This is a genomic window from Streptomyces sp. NPDC048277 (assembly GCF_040652235.1).
GTDB lineage: Bacteria > Actinomycetota > Actinomycetes > Streptomycetales > Streptomycetaceae > Streptomyces.
In genome coordinates, this window is the sequence record NZ_JBEZLQ010000033.1 from 102,085 (window position 1) to 118,925 (window position 16,841).

18 protein-coding genes are annotated in these 16,841 nt (G+C 70.4%); 9 read left to right on the forward strand and 9 right to left on the reverse strand.

Translation table 11 applies throughout. The features are described 5' to 3' along the window. Nucleotides 1-17: 17 nt before the first annotated feature. The gene (locus AB0D85_RS45165) at nt 18-587 is read right to left on the reverse strand and encodes a hypothetical protein (RefSeq protein WP_362334849.1); all 570 of its coding nucleotides are present in this window, start codon (nt 585-587) and stop codon (nt 18-20) included. 186 nt (nt 588-773) lie between these two features. Between AB0D85_RS45165 and AB0D85_RS45170 the strand changes: the two genes are divergently transcribed. Continuing rightward, nucleotides 774-2,423, forward strand: coding sequence for an alkaline phosphatase family protein (locus tag AB0D85_RS45170; protein WP_362334853.1), 1,650 nt, complete (start codon nt 774-776; stop codon nt 2,421-2,423). A 213-nt stretch (nt 2,424-2,636) separates the two neighbouring features. Here AB0D85_RS45170 and AB0D85_RS45175 read toward each other — a convergent pair whose 3' ends face one another. Continuing rightward, nucleotides 2,637-2,921, reverse strand: a complete 285-nt coding sequence (locus AB0D85_RS45175) for a hypothetical protein (RefSeq protein ID WP_362334856.1) — start codon at nt 2,919-2,921, stop codon at nt 2,637-2,639. A 349-nt stretch (nt 2,922-3,270) separates the two neighbouring features. Between AB0D85_RS45175 and AB0D85_RS45180 the strand changes: the two genes are divergently transcribed. Both AB0D85_RS45180 and AB0D85_RS45185 read left to right on the forward strand, forming a co-directional pair. After that, nucleotides 3,271-3,873 (forward strand): NAD(P)-binding domain-containing protein, encoded by a 603-nt coding sequence (locus AB0D85_RS45180; protein ID WP_362334859.1) that lies wholly within the window; start codon nt 3,271-3,273, stop codon nt 3,871-3,873. A 121-nt stretch (nt 3,874-3,994) separates the two neighbouring features. Beyond that, the gene (locus AB0D85_RS45185) at nt 3,995-4,294 is read left to right on the forward strand and encodes a hypothetical protein (protein ID WP_362334862.1); all 300 of its coding nucleotides are present in this window, start codon (nt 3,995-3,997) and stop codon (nt 4,292-4,294) included. On the opposite strand, the gene AB0D85_RS45190 is transcribed toward AB0D85_RS45185, so the two are convergent. Further along, nucleotides 4,280-5,218: an ADP-ribosylglycohydrolase family protein gene (locus AB0D85_RS45190; RefSeq protein ID WP_362334865.1), complete on the reverse strand. Its 939-nt coding sequence runs from the start codon at nt 5,216-5,218 to the stop codon at nt 4,280-4,282. The two genes, AB0D85_RS45185 and AB0D85_RS45190, sit on opposite strands and share 15 nt — an antisense overlap. 58 nt (nt 5,219-5,276) lie before the next feature. Next, a complete protein-coding gene (locus AB0D85_RS45195; RefSeq protein ID WP_362334868.1) occupies nt 5,277-5,693 on the reverse strand; it encodes a hypothetical protein in 417 nt (138 codons plus the stop codon). Between the two features lie 228 nt (nt 5,694-5,921). Here AB0D85_RS45195 and AB0D85_RS45200 point away from each other — a divergent pair, with 228 nt between their 5' ends. Then, entirely contained in the window at nt 5,922-6,464 is a 543-nt protein-coding gene (locus AB0D85_RS45200; RefSeq protein ID WP_362334871.1) for a DapH/DapD/GlmU-related protein, read from the forward strand. Nucleotides 6,465-6,563: 99 nt separating this feature from the next. Here the strand turns inward: AB0D85_RS45200 and AB0D85_RS45205 are convergent, their stop codons facing one another. Together AB0D85_RS45205 and AB0D85_RS45210 are read right to left on the reverse strand one after the other, a co-directional pair. Next, nucleotides 6,564-7,946, reverse strand: coding sequence for an MFS transporter (locus AB0D85_RS45205; RefSeq protein ID WP_362334946.1), 1,383 nt, complete (start codon nt 7,944-7,946; stop codon nt 6,564-6,566). Between the two features lie 358 nt (nt 7,947-8,304). Continuing rightward, on the reverse strand, nt 8,305-8,691 hold the full coding sequence (locus AB0D85_RS45210; RefSeq protein WP_362334874.1) for a hypothetical protein: 387 nt from the start codon (nt 8,689-8,691) through the stop codon (nt 8,305-8,307). 269 nt (nt 8,692-8,960) lie between these two features. On the opposite strand from AB0D85_RS45210, the gene AB0D85_RS45215 reads away from it, so the two are divergent. After that, a complete protein-coding gene (locus tag AB0D85_RS45215) occupies nt 8,961-9,791 on the forward strand; it encodes an SDR family oxidoreductase (protein WP_362334877.1) in 831 nt (276 codons plus the stop codon). Nucleotides 9,792-9,861: 70 nt separating this feature from the next. On the opposite strand, the gene AB0D85_RS45220 is transcribed toward AB0D85_RS45215, so the two are convergent. Further along, nucleotides 9,862-10,674, reverse strand: coding sequence for a class I SAM-dependent methyltransferase (locus tag AB0D85_RS45220; RefSeq protein ID WP_362334880.1), 813 nt, complete (start codon nt 10,672-10,674; stop codon nt 9,862-9,864). 130 nt (nt 10,675-10,804) lie between these two features. Between AB0D85_RS45220 and AB0D85_RS45225 the strand changes: the two genes are divergently transcribed. The 3 genes from AB0D85_RS45225 to AB0D85_RS45235 all read left to right on the forward strand — a co-directional run bounded on the left by AB0D85_RS45225 (nt 10,805) and on the right by AB0D85_RS45235 (nt 14,955). Then, nucleotides 10,805-11,788, forward strand: a complete 984-nt coding sequence (locus AB0D85_RS45225) for a helix-turn-helix domain-containing protein (RefSeq protein WP_362334883.1) — start codon at nt 10,805-10,807, stop codon at nt 11,786-11,788. A gap of 209 nt (nt 11,789-11,997) precedes the next feature. Next, entirely contained in the window at nt 11,998-13,272 is a 1,275-nt protein-coding gene (locus tag AB0D85_RS45230; protein WP_362334886.1) for an MFS transporter, read from the forward strand. Between the two features lie 45 nt (nt 13,273-13,317). Next, complete coding sequence (locus AB0D85_RS45235; RefSeq protein ID WP_362334890.1) at nt 13,318-14,955, forward strand: serine/threonine-protein kinase; 1,638 nt, start codon at nt 13,318-13,320, stop codon at nt 14,953-14,955. 40 nt (nt 14,956-14,995) lie between these two features. Here AB0D85_RS45235 and AB0D85_RS45240 read toward each other — a convergent pair whose 3' ends face one another. Further along, nucleotides 14,996-15,613, reverse strand: a complete 618-nt coding sequence (locus tag AB0D85_RS45240) for a VOC family protein (protein ID WP_362334893.1) — start codon at nt 15,611-15,613, stop codon at nt 14,996-14,998. 253 nt (nt 15,614-15,866) lie between these two features. Continuing rightward, nucleotides 15,867-16,247 (reverse strand): glycine cleavage system protein GcvH, encoded by a 381-nt coding sequence (gcvH, locus tag AB0D85_RS45245; protein ID WP_362334897.1) that lies wholly within the window; start codon nt 16,245-16,247, stop codon nt 15,867-15,869. A 379-nt stretch (nt 16,248-16,626) separates the two neighbouring features. Between gcvH and AB0D85_RS45250 the strand changes: the two genes are divergently transcribed. Then, nucleotides 16,627-16,830: a cold-shock protein gene (locus AB0D85_RS45250; protein WP_073895899.1), complete on the forward strand. Its 204-nt coding sequence runs from the start codon at nt 16,627-16,629 to the stop codon at nt 16,828-16,830. Nucleotides 16,831-16,841 lie beyond the last annotated feature (11 nt).

Sequence of the window (16,841 nt, forward strand, 5' to 3'; positions counted from 1 at the left end):
CACGGGCCACGTCCGGGTTACAGAGGGGCGATCTCCACCCTGCCGGTGAACCGGCCGCCCACCTGATCGGCGAGCCAGTGGACGCGGGGAACCTGGTCGCCGTTCCGGTTCCGGACGTGCACGTAGACGGTGTGGTCCTGCGACGGCTCCTCCTGATAGATGTCTCGGCAGTTCACCGCCAGGGTGAGGTACGCCCACTTCTGCGCGATCTCCTCCAGCCCTTCTCCGGGCACCGCGGGCCATCCGTCCAGATCCCAGCGAACGGCTGCGGGATCCGGCCCCAGGGCGGAGATGAAAGGCTCGGCACTGTCCAGCGGACGGTTCCAGTCGAACACACGGATCGGCAGACAGTCCGCGGGGTCGTCGCCGGCCTCCGACGAACCGTGCTCCTGGCCGGCCGACGCCCACCAGACGAGGTCGGGCAGTACGTGGCGTACGTCCGCCAGGACGGTCGGCGACCTGATCACGGCTTCGAAGTCGACCACCGCCTGAGCGGCGTCCGCGATGCCCAGCAACGTGCGCACCGCCCGTATCGCTTCGGACAGGTCGGCGGTGGTCAGGACAGCAGACGCGGCGGAGTTGCTCATTACGGAACCATAAGGCAGCGCTCACAGCCGTCACACATCTATGTCGCCCGGCGGGCTTTGCCCGCCCAGATGACGCTCTTTGACAGAGGCCGGTACACAAGTCCGGTTCCGTACACGTTCTCCCTCTCCAATGTCGGTGCGCGATCCGCACGGTCACAGACGCACCACAGCTTGAGGAGAACCACCGTGTTCCGACACCCGCTCCGTCCCGTCGCGGCTGCCGCCGCCGCGCTCGCCGCGGTCGGCGGTCTGACCGCCATGACCGCCCGTCCCGCCGCGGCCTCCGCCACGCCCCGCTCCCGGCATGTCCTGCTGCTGTCGGTCGACGGCCTGCACCAGTCCGACCTGGCCTGGTACGTGGCCCGGCACCCGCGTTCCGCGCTGGCCCGCCTGGCCGGCGGCGGTGTGGAGTACACGCACGCCAGAACCACGGTCCCCTCCGACTCCTTCCCCGGCATGGTCGGCCAGCTGACCGGCGGGGACCCGGGCGTCACCGGCGTCTACTACGACGACACCTACAGCAACGCCCTCCTCCCGGCCGGCACCACCAGCTGCGCGGGCGTCAGGCCGGGCGCCGAGGTCGACCTCACCGAGGACCTCGACAAGAACCAGAACTCCATCGACGCGGGCCAGGGACTGTCCGGCCTGCCCGGCAGCATCCTGAACATGACCGGCGACGCCGCCACCCTCATCAACCCGGCGAAGCTGCCCGTCGACCCGAAGACCTGCAAGCCCGTCTACCCGCACTCGTACCTCAAGGTGAACACGGTCTTCGACGTCGCCCGCAAGGCGGGCCTGCGCACCGCGTGGTCGGACAAGCACGTCGCCTACGAGATCCTCGACGGGCCGTCCGGCAACGGCATCCAGGACCTGTTCGCACCGGAGATCAACAGCCAGGCCATCGGCTACCCGGCCGGCGAGGACTGGACGAAGGACAACGCGGCGACCGAGCAGTACGACACATACAAGGTGAAGGCCGTCCTCAACGAGATCGACGGCCGCGACCACAGCGGCACCCGCAAGACCGGCGTCCCCGCGGTCTTCGGCATGAACTTCCAGTCCGTGTCCACCGCCCAGAAGCTGCCCTCCTCCGACGGTCTGACGGGTGGTTACACCACGAGTGGCGTGCCCGGCCCGCTGCTGGCCAAGAACCTCGACTTCATCGACCGGCAGGTCGCGGAGTTCCTCGACGAGATCCACAAGCGGGGCCTCGCCGGCAGCACGACCGTCATCCTGTCCTCCAAGCACGGCCAGTCCCCCACCGACCCCAAGGCGCTCACCCGCATCGACGACGGCCCGCTCCTGGACGGCCTAAACGCCGCCTGGAAAGCCGCCCACCCCGGCGCCGGTGACCTGGTCGCCCACGCCGTGGACGACGACGCCATGCTGCTGTGGCTCAGCGACCGTTCCCAGGCCGCCGCCGACTTCGCCAAGGCCTACCTGCTCGCCCAGAACGGCACCGGCAACGACATCGACGCAGCGGCCAAGCCGTTCACCGCGAGCGGCCTGAAGACCGTGTACGCCGGTGCGGCCGCCGCCCGCTACTTCCACGCCCGGCCGGGCGACTCGCGCGTGCCCGACGTGTTCGGCATCAGCCAGTACGGCGTTGTCTACACAGGCGGCAAGGGCAAGATCGCCGAGCACGGCGGAGCCCACGCCGACGACCTCGACGTCCCGCTCGTCGTCTCCGGCCCCGCCACCCCGCACGACGTACGCGTCGGCGCTCCGGTCAGGACCACCCAGATCGCACCGACGATCCTGCGGCTCCTCGGCCTCGACCCCCGCACCCTGGCCGCGGTCCGCATCGAACACACCCGCCCGCTGCCGACCCGCTGACCACTCCCGGAACCAGCCACGCCGGCCGCCGCTTCCCGGCGGCCGGCCCGCCCATGAGCAGCGGCCCGAGGGGGGCAGCGACGGAATGGGCTGATCGGCACGAAGACCGCGTCGCCGAGGCGCACAGGCTCGGGCCGACCGCCGCCGCCTTCGCCCTCGCCATCGCGGACGTGGCAGGCCCCGGCGCCCCACGCCATGCCTCCGTACTCGCTCTCACTCGCTCGACCTGGTGCGATCGCGAGGGGCGGCGCTCGTCAGGTAGGTGCCCGTCGGATCAGCACCGTCGGCGACGGGCGCTGTGAGTGCATCCGCGTAGTGCTGTCGCACCTGGTCGTTCTCAGCAGCCAGTTCCGTGCGGTCGGGGGCGTCGACGAGCCTGAAGTCGGCGTCGAGCAGCCAGGGAGAGGCGGCGGAGAGGCGGATCCGGCCGGCGCGCTGGTCGATGGCCTCGACGACCGCATTGGGCGGCAGCCCCCGGCCACCGTTCCCCGTCGGCATCCAGAGGTTGCCCCGCAACTTTGCCGAGCGCTCGTTCGACAGCCCGAGCCTCTCGCCGACGACATCCGCAGCTACTTCAGCACCAGGAGTCGGTCGCCTACCGGCGGGTGCGGCCGAGCGACCGGCAGCGTGTCCAGCCCCGCCGCGCAGAGCCAAGTCAACTTGACGCTTCATCCCGTCGCCGGTCAACGGCGGCTGTGGCGGGGATGGCGTTGTCGATGAGGACGGCGGCGATGGCGGCGGCGGTGGGGAAGGCGTCGGCGTCGAGGACCCGGGTGCGGGCCGCGGCGCCGTCGATGAGCAGCGCGAGCTGCTCGCCGAGCTGTTCAGCATCATCGGCACCGGGAACATGGCCCGCACCATCGGCGCGCGGGCGGTAGCGGGCGGCAACGCCGTCGAGATCATGGGCCGCGATCAGTCCAAGGCCGCCGACCTGGCCAAGGCTCTCGGCGGCGGCGCCACGACGGGAGAATGGGGCACCGCCCCGGCCGGGGACATCGTCATCGTGGCCCTGTTGTACGACGGTGTCGTGCCGGCCGTCACCCAGTACGGAGACGCTCTCGCGGGCAAGGTCCTCGTCGACATCAGCAATCCCTTCAATTCCACGTTCGACGGGCTGGCCCACCGCGAGGCGACCTCGATCGCGCAGGAAGTCGCCAAGGCGGCCCCGTCCGACGCCTGCGTGGTGAAGGCGTTCAACACCGTCTTCCGTCATGTCCTGGAGAAGGGCCGCCCCGACGTCTTCATCGCCGGCGACGATGCGCAGGCCAAGTCACGTGTGGAGGCGTTCATCGAGAGCCTCGGGATGCGTCCGCTGGACGTCGGCGGCCTGAGAATGGCGCACTGGCTGGAAGGAGCGGGCGTGGTCACGGTGGGCCTCGCCAACCACGGGGTGGGGCACGTGGACTTCGCCCTGAGCATCACCGAACTTCCCGTCCGAGCGAACGGTTGACGGATCACCGAAGGGACTCGCCGATGAACCTGTTCATGACCGTCCGCCCACCACCCGGTCCCCCTGTGATGCCCTGACCGCTCGGCGCACGCGCGGACGTCGGAGGCGAGGGGTCGGCGCCTTGCGCAAGTGGATGCGGGAGCGGAACCAACGGGGCTGCGCCTTCATCAACGCTTCCGTCGAACTGCTGGCGGATCACCCCGGCCGAGAGGTCGCCCGCGAACAGAAGGCATGGCTCCTCGCCTACCTGAAGGACCTCGCCGTGAAGGCCGGCCTCCAGGACCCCGCCGCACTGGCCGCCCAGGTGCTGATCCTGCACGAGGGAGCCTGTGTCACCGACTCCATGGGCTCGGTGGATCAGACGGTCGATCGCGCCGAGCAGGTGGCCCGCGTGCTCGTCGAGAGGTCACGCACGAGCTGACGCGACGCGCTCGGCGAGATCGACGAGTTCCGGCAGCCGCAAGACCCGTTCCCCGAATCCCGGCAGGGGTACGTGAAGAGGCCGGGTCCAGCGGGCCGGAATCGCGTCGACCCCGTAGCGGGCCCCGGCGAGGCCACCGGTGACCGCGGCAACTGTGTCGGTGTCACCACCGAGGTCGATCGCGGCCCGCACCGCGTCCTCGTAACTGCCGGTGGTGCGCAGCGCCCATACGGCGGAGCCGAGACATGGCCATACGGCGCCGTTGAACTCGGTCGCCCGGTCGGGGCTCCAGTCGGGAGCGAGAACGACCGCGTACCTGTCCCGGTGGTCAGGATGCACGGAGGCGAGGACGGCCGGTAGTGCGTCGAGGGGATCGGTGCCGAGCAGCGTCCGGCGCACGAGTTCATGGAAGACGGCTGTCCCTTCCCAAGCCGCCCGGTCGCCATGTGTGAGAGCGGCGATGCGACGTGCCGCGTCCATGGTGGTCTGCTGTTCCTCGCGGGCGAAGTAGACGGCTGACGTGGAAGCTCTCATCAGGGAACCGTTTCCCGCAGCCCGCAGGTTGGTCTCGAAGTGAACGGCGGCGGCGCGGTCCCAGGGCATGCCGTTGGTGAGCACGTCCTCCGTCTGCAGGCCGATGTCCTTAGGCTCGGCTGCCGCCCACCGCTGGAACCGGGTGAAGATGTCCGGCAGGTCCAGCCCGCCCCGTTCGAGCAGGGACTCGGCCACGAGGACCGCCATCTGCGTGTCGTCGGTCGCCTCCCCCGGCTCCCAGCCCCCTCCTCCGCACATCTCCCCGTCCACACCACGTGCCTCGCACTTCGCGGAGAACGCCCCTGCCAAGCCGAACTCGAAGGGAGCCCCCAGCGCGTCCCCCACCGCTGCACCGACGACCGCGCCGACTGCCTGTGCTCTTCGATCCACGTGAGGAGGCTACGCGTGTCCGGGATCGGCGCCGGTCCACCCGGTGATCCGATGGGAACTACCTTCTGGCGATCTCCTGCCGGAGCTGGTGGGTGAAGCGACGCAGCAGGTCCAGCGTCTCCCGGAACTCGGCCCGGCGGTCGTCCCTTCCTTCGGTGGGCCGGGTGCTCCAGACCCGGCGCGCGAGAGCATCGGCGAGATCGACGGTGTCGTCGGCGCAGAGCAGGTAGAGGGCCGAGCGTGCTTCCTGCATCCGGTTCGCCATCTCGTTGGCTCCGGGACCGTCGTCGCTCAGCTGGGTCTCCTTCAGGTAGTCCAGGAGCTGGACCACGGCCGTGTTGAAGCCGATCCCGGCTTTGAGCTTCTGTTCACGGAGCCACATACGGTCCTGCCGACGCGCGGTGAACCACGAACCGAACACCACCCCTATCAGGCCGGCAGCGGCCCCGACGGCCACGGACAGGATGTTCTCCACGGTCAGCTCCCCCCGACGTACGGCGACGCCAGGCTACAAGTGATCGGCCGGACAGCCGTGGAGAGTGCTCACCCCCGGGGTGGAGGCGAAGCAACTCCCCCAGGAGGTCGTCGGTCGTCGCATAGAGTGCCGTCGCGGGGGACGTCCAGGCCGTTGGCCGCAGAACGATCTGGGATGCCCTCGTTCCCGTCTCCGCCGGTACCCCGGTACGCCAGAAAGGAACGTGCCATGTCCGGCGACCGTCTCATGCGCATTCACAGCGCCGAGTTCCAGGCCATGGCCGAGAGGGTCCTGCGGGTCACGGAACTCACCTCCCGCCTGAACCTCCTGCCCTTCGAGGACGAAGCAGGCAAGGCGGAGCTGTTCGAACAGATCCTCGGCAAGCCACTGCCGTCGAGAGTCACGATCTATCCGCCCTTCTACACGGACCACGGACTCCGCCTCGACCTCGCCGAGCGGGTGTTCATCAACCAGAACTGCACGTTCCTGGACTATGCCGGCATCCGGCTCGGCGAGCGCGTGATGGTCGGCCCGAAGGTCACGTTCATCACCAGCGGCCACCCGGTCGATCCCGAGGAGCGGCGGCTGTACCTCACGGGCGCACCCATCGACGTGGCGGAGAACGTGTGGATCGGCGCCGGTGCCACGATCCTGCCCGGCGTCAGCATCGGCCGTGACGCCGTGGTCGCCGCTGGTGCGGTCGTGGCCGACGATGTTCCGCCGGCCAGCCTGGTGACCGGTAGCAAGGCAACCGTGCACCGACGATGGTGACGACCTAGTCCCTTCCAGAGCCAACTGGATCCGGTCCAGGGGCAGGTCAATCTCCGCCCGCTCACCCCGTACGATCCCGGACCCCCGGGAATTGATCGCCTAGGTCTTCTTCGGTTTCGCCGGCACGCACAGCCACGCGAGGCCCGCGGCGGCCAGGTAGGCGAGCGCGCCGACGGCCATGCTGGTGCGCAGCCCGGTGTTGTAGTCGGTGGCCGTGGCGAGCAGGCTGCCGCCGAGCGCGACGCCGGTGGCGCTGCCGATCTGGCGGGTGGTGTTGAACAGCGCGGAGGCGGCGCCTGAGTACGCCGGAGGCGCGGCACCCATCACGGTGGCGGTCGAACCGGTGAGGGCGAAGGAGGTACCGAATCCCGCGGCCATCATCGGGGCGATCAGCAGCGGGTAGGCGGGGTCGGCTCCGGCCGCGGCCCAGCCGGCCAGCCCCAGGGCGGCCAGGAGTATGCCGGAGATCACCAGCGGACGATCGCCGGTGCGGCGGGACAGCCGTCCGGACAGGACGGAGGCGAACATGGTCATCGCCACCGCCGGGAACAGCGCCAGCCCGGTGCCGAGGGCGCTGAAGCCGCGCTGGTGCTGGAATTCGAGGCTGGCGGTGAACACCATGCCGTAGAAGCCGAAGTTGAACAGCAGGCCGATGGCGGCTCCACCGCTCATCGCACGGGAGCGCAGCAGGCTCGGCGGCAGGACCGGAGAGCGCGCCAGCCGCTCGCGCACCGCGAACGCCGCGGCGGCCAGCACGGCCAGGCCCACCCCGGCGAGGACAGCCGGATCGGACCAGCCGCGCCGTCCGGCCTCGTTGAGCGCCGCGGTCAGCAGTGCCGCCGCCGTCACCACCGCACACTGCGCCGGCCAGTCCAGAGCCCGGTCGGCGCGCCGGGGCGAGCGCGCCACATGCCGCAGCGTCAGCACCAGGCAGGCCGCACCGACGGGCAGGTTGATCAGGAACACCCAGCGCCAGCCCAGCGTGGAGACGAGCAGCCCGCCCAGCAGCGGGCCGGCGGCGGCCGCGATGCCCGCCATCGAACCCCACAGCCCGAAGGCCTGTGAGCGTGCGGTCGGCGTCGGGTAGGACTGCTGGAGCAGGGCCAGGGAACCGGGCACGATCAGGGCCGCGCCCAGCCCCTCCACCAGCCGGGCCGCGACCAGGAACGGGGCGTTCGCCGCGAGCGCGCACGCGGCCGAGGACAGGGTGAACACCGCCACGCCCGAGCAGAAGACCCGACGGTTGCCCAGCCGGTCCCCCAGTGCGCCACCGGTCAGCAGGAACCCGGCGAAGACGAGGGTGTACCCGTCGGTGATCCACTGGATGCCGGTGAGCGAGGCCGACAGCTCCCGGCCGATCACCGGCACGGCGACGTTGATGGCCGTGACATCCAGGATCACCATGAAATACCCGGCGCACACCGCCAGCAGCGGTGCCCGGGACCGTCGCGCGTTCTCTTGAGCCGACCCGGGAGAGGACATCGACTCACCACCACCGGCCGACTCCGCGAACGCCACGGACCCAACTCCATCCCATCCGCCGAGACATGACACCAAAGGTCACAATACGGGACATATGCGGGATGGTGATGGCGGTCCAGTTCGTGATCCCAGGGTCGCGCACCGCCCCTGCCGTGCGCCGGTCACGGAGTTGGGATGCCCGTCGTTGGTGGGCGGCGGGACATTGCCGTAGCAGATCAGGGAGCCGCGCACCGCTGTGGTTGCCGGACAGCGCCGCCTAGCCGGCGACCCCCTCACGACGTTCACCGATCCGGTGCTGGTCCTGGTGCAGGTCACCGTCCGAGCGGCGGACTCCAGGCCGCCCGCCAGGTAGTTGCCGTCACCGCTGTACCGGGCGGTGACGGTGCGCGTTCCGGGCAGCAGGTTCGGCGTGCCGACCTGCACACAACTGCAGTTGGTGCCGCCGTCGGGTACGGGGGTGACCGTCGCGGTGAAGTTCACCGGCCAGCCGTACACGGACGAGTTGGCGGAGGACTTCAGCGAAGACCTGCGCCGTCGGCGGGGCGGTGGTGTCCTCGTAGGAGACGTAGAGGTCGTCCTGGCTCGCGTCGGACGGGTGGCGGTTCACCAGCGGCCGGGGCTGGTCGGCGGTGGTGCTGGTGCCGCTGACGGGTGCGGTGGGGGTGCCGTTCCAGGTCCACGCCGCCTGGCTGGCGGGATCGCCGGTTGAGCCAATCTTCCGGGTGGCACGGGCGGGTCTCCTCATCGTATGGGCGATTCATCGGACACGTGATCAGACGATCGGATCAACTGATCGACCGTCAGGGTGCCGACGGCCACGGGTCGTTCACCGTCGGCGGCACTGGCGAACCACTCGCACGCCTGTGCGAACCACCCGCCCGGAGCGGTTGCATTGAAGAAGCAGACACACGGTGGACGAGAAGACCATTCTCATAATCGCGATACAGCAATACACTTTCGGAGGCTCCGAGACTCGGCGACGCCTGCCCCTACTTGCCTGCCCAGGGAGATTCCATGCCGCAGACGGACTTCACCGGCCGACGGGTGCTCGTCGTCGGCGCGTCCTCCGGGATCGGGCGTTCCATCGCCCTCACCGCCGCCGCCGGCGGTGCACGCGTCGCTGTCGCCGCGCGCCGCAAGGACCTGCTGGAAGCTGTCGCGGGTCAGGTGGACGGCCTCGCCGTACCAGCGGATCTCGCCGACCCCGACGACTGCACGCGCATCGCCGAGCAGGCGCTCGCGGGGCTGGGCGGGATCGATCTGGTGGTGCACTGCGCCGCCGTCTCCCCCATCACACCGATCACCAAGACCACCGCGTCGGTGTGGCAACGGTTGTTCGCCACCAACGTGGTGGGCCCCCTCCTGGTCACCTCCCGCCTGCTGCCCGAGCTGTCCCCCGGCAGTGTCACGGCGTTCGTCTCGTCACGAAGCGTGGGGCGCCCCTACCACGGTGTCGGCGCCTACAGCGCGAGCAAGGCCGCTCTTGACCAGGCGCTGCTGAGCCTGCGCCTGGAGCATCCCCATCACCGCTTCACCCGGGTGGAGGTGGGAGACACCGCGGGCACCGACTTCAATCGCGACTTCGATCTCGACACCCGCAAGGAGTTGCTGCCTCTCTGGCTGGCCCACGGCGCACTCTCCGAAACGCTCCTCGACTGCGACGACGTCAGTGAGCTCATCAGCGCCTCGCTCGCCCAGCTCCTCGACCGCCCGGGCATCAGCGCCAACAACCTGGTCTTCCATGGAGCGGGCGGCATCATCACCTCCCCCGACCAGCGTCCGACGGTCGGAACACGCGAAGGACGCCGGGACGCCCGCGCGGGAGCGGGCGGCCAGCAGGTCTGAGGGAAGGCAGCAGACCTGGTCGGTCGTTGCCGCCCACGCCCGAAGCCGCCTCCGCCTCCTCTCCCGGCCGTCATGCCCGGCCATGCGCGATCAGGGCTGCGTGGGGCAACAGCAGTACGCCATCGGGACCGGCGAACTCGCCGCACAGAAGCTCAAAGTGCTCCTTGATCTCTGCGACAACCGCTGGTGCCTGACTGGTGACGACCTGTCCGATCGTCGCCACTCCGGCCGCCGGTCCGCTCCACCACTCCTCGCGCGTCGTCCGATGGTTCCAGACCAGGGTGCTGCACACACCGTTCCGTAGTCCGGCCTCGCCCCACAACGCGGCCAAGCCCTGCTCAGTGCGCGGGAAGTCGTCTTCGGGCGCAAGGGCCGGCAGGAAAGCGGGACGGGCGACACCGGCCGCCTGGACCGCCCTGCCGAGGAGTGCCTGCCCGGCCGCTGGAGGAGCTGCCCAGATGGTGACGGCCATACGGCCACCAGGCCGCGTCACCCGGCGCAGCTCCCGCAGGGTCTCACCAGGGCGTCCGACATGGTTGAGAACGAAGTTGCCGACCACGACGTCGAACTCGTCGTCGGGGAACGGAAGACGAGGCAAGGACGCAAGCCGCACATCGGCTTCCGGAACCGCCCGCGCGGCCCGGGCCACCATGCCCGGCTCGGCGTCCACCGCCGTCACCCTCGCTCCCCGTGCCCACGCGGCTGCGGCAACGGTGCCGGTACCCGTCCCCACATCGAGGAGCCGGTCCCCCTGTCGAACCTTGGCGGCACGAAGGAGCACGGGCACTGGATACGCGCACAGTCTGGCAAAACTCGCGGCGTAGGCCTCGGCCTGCCCTGCCCACGCCCGCCGCTCGGACTCGTCAAACGCCGTCTGCGCCATCCGTTCCCTCTGCCCACCGGCAGGCCGTGACACTCACCTGGCCGTGGCACTCACCTGCCGGACCGTCATGTCCGGATCTGCCAGCAGACCGTCATTGCCGCCTCCGAGTCACGCGGGTCAGGATGGACCCATGTCCAGCACCCGCCGCGTCGTCATCGCGGTCTTCCCCGGCGTCGACCTCCTCGACGTCACCGGCCCGGCCGAGGTCTTCGCCCTGGCCGACCGGGAGACCGGCGGCGCCGCGGGCTACCGGGTCGAACTCGCGGGGCGGACTCGCGGCGAGGTGGCCACGTCAGCGGGGCTACGACTGGTCGCAGACCTCTCCTTCGACGAGGTGGACGGCGTACTGGACACGCTGCTGGTCCCCGGGGCGATCGGCACGGACCCCGGCGGCGCGGTCGCCCGCGTGGACGGCGACGTGGTCGCGTGGATCGCCCGGGTCACGCCGCTGGCCCGGCGGGTCGTGTCGGTGTGCGGCGGCGCGCACCTGCTGGCCGCCGCCGGGGTGCTCAACGGCAGGACGGCGACGACCCATTGGTCGACCGCGGCGCAGTTGGCGGCCGAGCATCCCGAGGTCACCGTCGACCCCGACCCGATCTTCGTGCGCTGCGGCAACATCTGGACCGGCGCCGGGATCAGCTCCTGCATGGACCTGGCACTGGCACTGGTCGCCGAGGACCTGGGCGAGGAGGTGGCCCTGACAGTTGCGCGGCAGCTCGTCATGTACGTCAGGCGCCAGGGCGGCCAGAGCCAGTTCTCGGTCCCGCTGAGCCGGCCGCCCGCGGCCCGCCGCGACATCGACGCGCTGCGGATGTACATCGTCGACCACCTGGACGGTGACCTGTCCGCCGCCGCGCTCGCGGCACGGATGTGCCTGAGCGAGCGCCACTTCGCGCGGGTGTTCCGCCAGGAGACCGGAACCACTCCGGGCGCCTACGTCGAGGCCGCGCGAGTGGAAGCGGCCCGCCGTCTCCTGGAGGGCACCGACCAGCCCTTGGACCAGGTCGCCGCCGCGTGTGGACTCGGCTCGGTGGAGACGCTCCACCGCGCGCTGCGCAAGCAGATCGGCACGACGCCCGCGGCCTACCGGCGGCGGTTCCGCATGACCGTCTGACACTTCTCTCTCCGATTCCGATTCCGGTCCCGGTCCCCAGCCCGTCCCGATCCCAAAACGCGGCTCGCGGCTCGCGGGACCCGAAACGGCGATGCCCCCTGCCCGGGCGACCCCGCATCGCCGACGCCCCCTCGTCGTGATCGACATCGTGGTCGGCCGACGACTCGGCAGTTCCGGGAAACCCCATGACTCAGAAAGGACGGCCGCCCGTGCCCCTGCCGACATCGTTGAGCACGCTGCGGGAGCGCCCCTACCGGCTCCTGTGGACCGCGCGCAGCATCTCCGCCATGGGCAATGCCCTGATACCGGTGACAGTGGTCTTCGCCATCCTGCGCTCAGGTGGCAGCGCACTGGATGTCGGCACGGTGCTGACCTGCCATGCGGTCGGCCAGGTGGCGATGCTGCCGGTGGGCGGCGTCTGGGCGGACCGGCTGTCGCGCAAGCTGGTGCTGATGGCGACCGACGCCATCCAGGCGGTCTGCTACGGCCTGCTCGCCCTGATGATTTTCCTGCATCAGGCGGCGGTCTGGCAGTTCGCCGTCACCTACACGATCGCCGGTATGGCCATGGCCTTCTTCACCCCGGCGTCCAGGGCCGTCGTACCCGAGCTCGTCGGCACTGAGCATCTGCAACCGGCGAACGCCCTGCTCGGCCTGACGGACAGCACCACGAAGGTGCTCGGCCCGGCCCTCGCCGCGCTGCTGCTGGCGGTCTCCAGTCCAGGTGCCGCGATTCTCGTCAATTCCATCAGCTTCCTGCTGAGTTTCGTGCTGGTCTCCCGAATGCAGCCGCGCAGGCAGGCGCGGCGGTCCGGGAGACAGCACTTCTTCGGGGACCTGCGCGACGGCTGGTCGGCGGTGGCCCGGTACCCCTGGTACCTGGCCAACCTGCTCTGCTGGGGCGTGTGGAACTTCGCGATCGCGTTCTTCTTCGTCCTGGGCCCGGTCGTGATGCAGCACGGCCACGGCGGGGCCACCGCCTGGAGCGTGATCATGATCACCGGTGCGGTCGGCTCCATCGTCGGCGGCCTGGCCGCGCTGCGCTACCGGCCGCGCCGCCCCTTGGTCGCCACGAACGCGGCCGCGGTACTCGGCATCGGCCCGCTGGCTCTGCTCGCTCCTCCCGCCCCGCTCTTAGTCATCGCTCTCGGCGTGGCCGTGGCGTTCATCATGACCTCACTGGTCGGCGAGGTTCTGGCGACCACTCAGCAGCAGCTCTTCCCCGAGGAGATGCTGGCCCGCGTCAGCTCATTGGACTGGATGATCTCGTTGATCGCCATGCCCGCCGGCTACGCCGCGGCCGCTCCCGTCGCCCAGTTTCTCGGGATGCGCACGACTCTGCTGGCCGCCGCGGCCGTCATCGGCACACCTTGCCTGCTCCTCAACCTGCTGCCCGGCGTGCGCTCGGTCCAGCGCTTCCCCGACGGCACCATCGGCATCGCCGGAGAGCGGGACACCACTGCCGAACTACCCGAACTGATATGAATAGATCACCGCAGGCTGCAACGCGCTCACCGCCCGGAGACGTTCATGAGAAGTCTCGATCCGACGGATCCACCGGCCGTCGGCGGCTACCCTCTGCTGGCGCGGCTCGGGGCCGGCGGCATGGGGCAGGTCTTTCTCAGCCGTACGTCCTCCGGCCGACCGCTGGCGCTGAAGACGGTACGCGGCGAGTTCGGCCAGGACCCGGGCTTCGAGGAGCGGTTCGCCCGCGAGATAGCCAGCAACGACCAGGTCCGCTCCCCCTGGACGGTCGCGGTCGTCGACTACAGCGCGCCGGGGCAGCGGCCGCAGTGGCTGGCAACGGAGTACGTCCCGGCACCGACCCTGGCCGACTGGGTGGAACGGCACGGGCCCCTGCCCGAGACCGCCGTCCGCATACTGGCGGCGGAGCTCGCCGAAGGGCTCGGAACCGTGCACCGGGCGGGGCTCGCGCACCGGGACGTGAAGCCGTCCAACGTGCTGCTCGCCCGCCGTCATCCGCTGCTCATCGACTTCGGCATCGCCCGGGCCGCCGACGACACCCGCCACACCCGCACGGGCGGGGTCATCGGCTCCCCCGGGTACATGGCCCCCGAACAGGTCACGGGCGGGGCCGCGGCGGGACCCGGCGACGTCTTCTCCCTCGCTGCGGTGCTGGTGTACGCGGCCACCGGACAGGGGCCCTTCCTGCGCCGTGGGGAGGAGCCCTCCGCGGCGCAGCTGCTCTACCGGATCGCGCACGAGGAGCCCGTGCTCGACGACGTACCGCCGTCACTCGCACCGCTGCTGGCGGCCTGCCTCCACAAGTCTCCCCGATCCCGGCCCACGACACGGGAGTTGCTGGAGCGGCTCGGATCCGCGGCCACGGACTGGGCCACCGACCTTGTCCCGGGCCTGGCACAGGACCTCGCCGCGCGGGAGGCCGAGCTGCGGAGCCTGCTCGACGCGTCGCCCGCCGTCGCGGCGCCGCCCGTTGCGCCGCCCGTTGCGCCCACGGCGACGGGATTCGGCCCGCCGCCGTATGTCCCTCCGTCCGCTGTTCCGGCCGGGAACGGCCCCATGCTCGCGCCCGCCGGCCCCACGGGTGCCGTTACGCCTCCCAGCGCCCCGCGCGGGGCGGCGCGGGCCCGGAACCCGGTCGTGGTCGTGGCCTCGGGCGTGCTGGCCGTCGCGGCGGCCGTCACCGTGGCGCTCTGGGCGAATGGAGCCGGGGACGGCCGGGCCTCGGCTGGTACGTCCCCGCCGTCGACGCCCTCCCCGTCCGCGACCGGCGCGGCGGCGGCGAACGCGCTGCCCGCCTCCTGGGTGGGCACCTGGAAGGGCACCGGACCCGGCAGCAGCTCGGGCGACGGCGTGTTCAACGCCCGTACGACGGGCGTGTCCGTGACCGTCACCCTCCACGCGGCGCGACGGGGTCAACTCGTGGGCCGCCAGATCAGCCACGTCACCGAGGCGACCAGCGGCGACGACATCGGCTGCACCGAGACGCTGCGCCTGCAGGAGACCCACGCGACGTCGATGGTGTTCCAGGCGGTCACCAGTACGCCCACGGATCCCTCGGTCGGCGTGGTGTGCAGACCGGGCAACGTCTACACCCTGACCAAGAACGGAGCCGACACCCTGACACTCGGCGACGAGGGCAGTCAGACCACCGGATCCCCCTCCCGGCTCGACCGGGTGAGCTGACCGGCGGGCCTCCGGGTGGGGCGGGGCTGGGGGGACCGCGTCACTCGGGCGGTTCGCTGCCGGCCTGCTCGCTCACCATGTACCGCGCGTACCAGTCCGGCCAGTCCGGGTCCTCCGCGCCGATGCGCGCCTCGTGCTCACCGTGCGCCGCCGCGGCCCGCCGAAGGGCACTCGCCAGGTCGCCGGCCGATGCGAACGACGTGGTCGCGGGATCCAGTCGCCCCGGGAGCCTGGTGGTGACCTCCTGAAGCAGCCAGCCATTGCCGTCGGGGTCGCTGAACGACAGGAAGGAGCCGTAGCTTCCGCGCTTCGGGTCGGGTCCGGGCACCCGGGCGTCGTCACCGGCGTGGTGGAAGACGCCGCCGGCATCGTGGAACACCTCGCTGGGGTCGGCGCCGTGTCGCACCAGCTCCGCGTGGGCGGCCTCGATGTCGTCGACGATCAGGTGCAGACCCCGGGCCGAGCCGGGAGCCTGTTCGGTGACCGACGCGCCGAAGATGACCGACGCCGGGGAACCCGGAGGGGTCACCTGGACCACCCGGAAGTCCCCGTCGGTGGCGACGTCCGCGTCGAGCCGCCAGCCGAGCGCCGTGTAGAAGTCCTTGGCCCGGTCGACGTCGGACACCGGCACCACCACGACCTCGAGTTTCATGTCCATGGCTTGCGTCTCCCGTCTCGGAGGGGATCCCGGCGACTGCACGCGTTCGTTCGGGCCGCATGTGGACGCGCTTCCCGACGGCCGTCGGCGCCTCACGAGAGAGGCTGTACGAGGCGGTATCGGCGGTCCTCGCGCACGCGCAGGTCAGAGGTGCGAACCGGCGTTGGGGCAGGGCCGGGGAAGGGGACCGCCCGCGGCCGAAGCCGTCGGCCGGGGGGTGGGAGCACCTCCCGGCCGTCATGGCGAAGAGACCTCAGCTGATCAGTTTCGTATAGGCGGCGGCGTCCAAGAGGCCGTCGACCTTCGTCTTGTCCGCCAGCTTGATCTTGAAGAGCCAGACGCCGTACGGATCGTCGTTGACGTCCTCGGGCGCGTCGCTCGCGTCCGTGTTGACGGCGATGACCTCGCCGGTGACCGGGCTGAAGATGTCGGTGGCGGATTTGACGGATTCCACCACACTGATCGGCTGTCCGGCTTCCACCTTCAGGCCGACCTTGGGCAGTTCCAGGAAGACGAGGTCGCCGAGCGTCTTCTGCGCGTGGTCGGTGATGCCGACCGTCACAGTGCGGTCGGGCTCCACCCGGACCCACTCGTGCTCGTCGGTGTACTTCAGGTCGGCAGGAACCATCGTCATGCCGGCTCTCCCTTCACAGATGGACGCCGTGTCGACCGCTGTTGCAGATGATCACCGGCAGTCTGCTGCATCTCCGCCCGTCCGGAGCGGCACACGACCGGCGCCACGCGCCGCACCGCACGACAAGCCATCGTTTGGCCGCGCCCGGCCCCGGGACGCAGACGGGTTCCAGGGCGCCGGAGCCGTTGAATCGGCCGTGGAAGCGGCGACACGCCTCAATGACCAGGCCATGGACCGCCGAGCTGTGCTACCTTTCACTTGTTGCAGTTGTGGTACCCATGAACCTATGTGCGCCTGACGGGAATGCTTCTCCTTCAGGCGCGTTATTTGTTTTCCGGCATCTCCGGATGGGGCCATTTGCCTACCGAAGGGGAATGTCATGGCACAGGGCACTGTGAAGTGGTTCAACTCTGAAAAGGGTTTCGGCTTCATCCAGCAGGACGGCGGCGGTCCCGACGTCTTCGCCCACTACTCGAACATCGCGAGCCAGGGCTTCCGTGAGCTCCAGGAGGGCCAGCGGGTCTCCTTCGACGTCACGCAGGGCCAGAAGGGCCCGCAGGCGGAGAACATCGTCCCCGCCTGATCGCCGGACGC